Source organism: Arsukibacterium sp. MJ3 (assembly GCF_000987765.1).
Lineage (GTDB): Bacteria > Pseudomonadota > Gammaproteobacteria > Enterobacterales > Alteromonadaceae > Alishewanella.
In genome coordinates this window covers 1-1558 of the sequence record NZ_LAHP01000062.1, presented here as the reverse complement: position 1 = coordinate 1558, position 1558 = coordinate 1, and the positions used below count along the sequence as shown (strand labels likewise).

Annotated in this window: 2 protein-coding genes; both read left to right on the top strand. The window is 40.5% G+C overall.

Features of this window, described 5'->3' with window-relative positions; genetic code table 11:
• Positions 1-869 (top strand): hypothetical protein (locus tag VT06_RS16700; RefSeq protein ID WP_082122581.1); only part of this gene is annotated, 869 nt, incomplete at its 5' end.
• A complete protein-coding gene (locus VT06_RS16695; RefSeq protein WP_046555463.1) occupies positions 870-1343 on the top strand; it encodes a hypothetical protein in 474 nt (157 codons plus the stop codon).
• Positions 1344-1558 lie beyond the last annotated feature (215 nt).

Below are 1558 nucleotides of genomic sequence, written 5' to 3'. Positions count from 1 at the left end.
ATCAGGAAAAGAAAGAGCTAAAGCAACAAATAAAGTCAAATCAACATGAAGTGTTTGTTGTGTCGATTGAAGAAATGGAAGCTATTGTGCAGTCCTCGCTAAAAGGAAATTTACCGCATATTAAGAATGCATGGCAAAAATTAAAGGGAAAAACCGAAGTTGGCGCAAGCTACTATGCTTCGGCGGATGATATAAGAACATTAAGCAAACTCGTTGGCGACCTTGGCGGATTTGCCTCAAAGGTATACGTCAAAACATATGGTGGTAAACAACACATCATTCTAAAGGGGCACCCAGGATTGCGGCGCGTTCTAACTGGCACTAAGTACGGCATAAAAAACCCCAAAGTCATCACTATGGGGTTAGGCAAAGCGGGAGCAATACACGCTGCAAAGTCTGGTGGCATTCTATCAGTTGTCTTGCTTTCAGCTTATCGAGTTGCAGACTACTTCCTTACAGATAACGCAACACTAAACCAACTTATTGGTACTTTGGCAACGGATGTTGTTAAAGTTGGTTTGGCCACTGGTGCGTCTATCGTTGCAGCGTCAGCGTTAGTTGGGTTTGGTGTAACTTTGGCTATTGGCCCCATTATAGCCGTGGTTGCAGTGGGATTGCTGGCTTCTATGGCGCTGGGTGAAATAGACAATCATTACGGTATAACTGACAGAGTAATATTGGGGCTAGATGAATTAAGTCAGGATGTTCAGTCTCAAATACAAAAAACTAAAGAAAATATACTTCATAAGGCAGGCGGAGCTGTTGCACTAATCATTGATTATGCCGTTGACTCGGCAAGAGTTATTCTCATCGATGCTGCTAAGCATCAGCTACATAAGTTTTTATCAGGAAATCCGAGAGTATTCTAAATGAAGGACATAGATAATGCTTCAATAATGACTAGGATCGCTAGTTTTTTGTTTTTTGTTATTTTAACTATTGCATCTTTTTGGTGGTTTATCGCTAGTGGTTATGGCACGCTTCATTCTCTTTCTTATGGTAATGAGGTTGTATATTTTAGCAAGGGGGCCATGTATTCGCTGGGTACGGGCATTGTATTGTTGTTGTTAACCCTGTTAGGTGTCTACCAAAATGTTAAAAAAACCGACTTGTCAAAAGCTCAGACAAAATTAGCGACAAAAATATTTGTTTTGTCAACGGTTGTGATATTTGTTTTTCCTGTTGTTGCCCACCTTTCAGTAAATACTATTGCGACTCGAAATGGGTATTTTGAATGCAAAGAAATGAGCTACCAATGGCTTTTGTATAAAAAAATAGTTTATGTTAATAGCCAAGCTGTCTGCATAAACCCTGAAATAACAAAAAGCTCAAGCGGACGCTGAAAAGCGCGCCGTTTAGCTTGGCATTGAGGCTGTAGAATTTTTCCCAAAAAGATGTTTTTAACGCTTTCTACAAACAAGGTTATTTGGTTGTTTTTTGAGCTTGCAGTGTGTCAATGGTGAGCGTAACACCAACCGCACATTCCAGCTTTAGCTAAATCTGCTTACCCTGTCTGGATCTACAACCAGGCAGAGGTTTCACATGAACCGCAGAACAT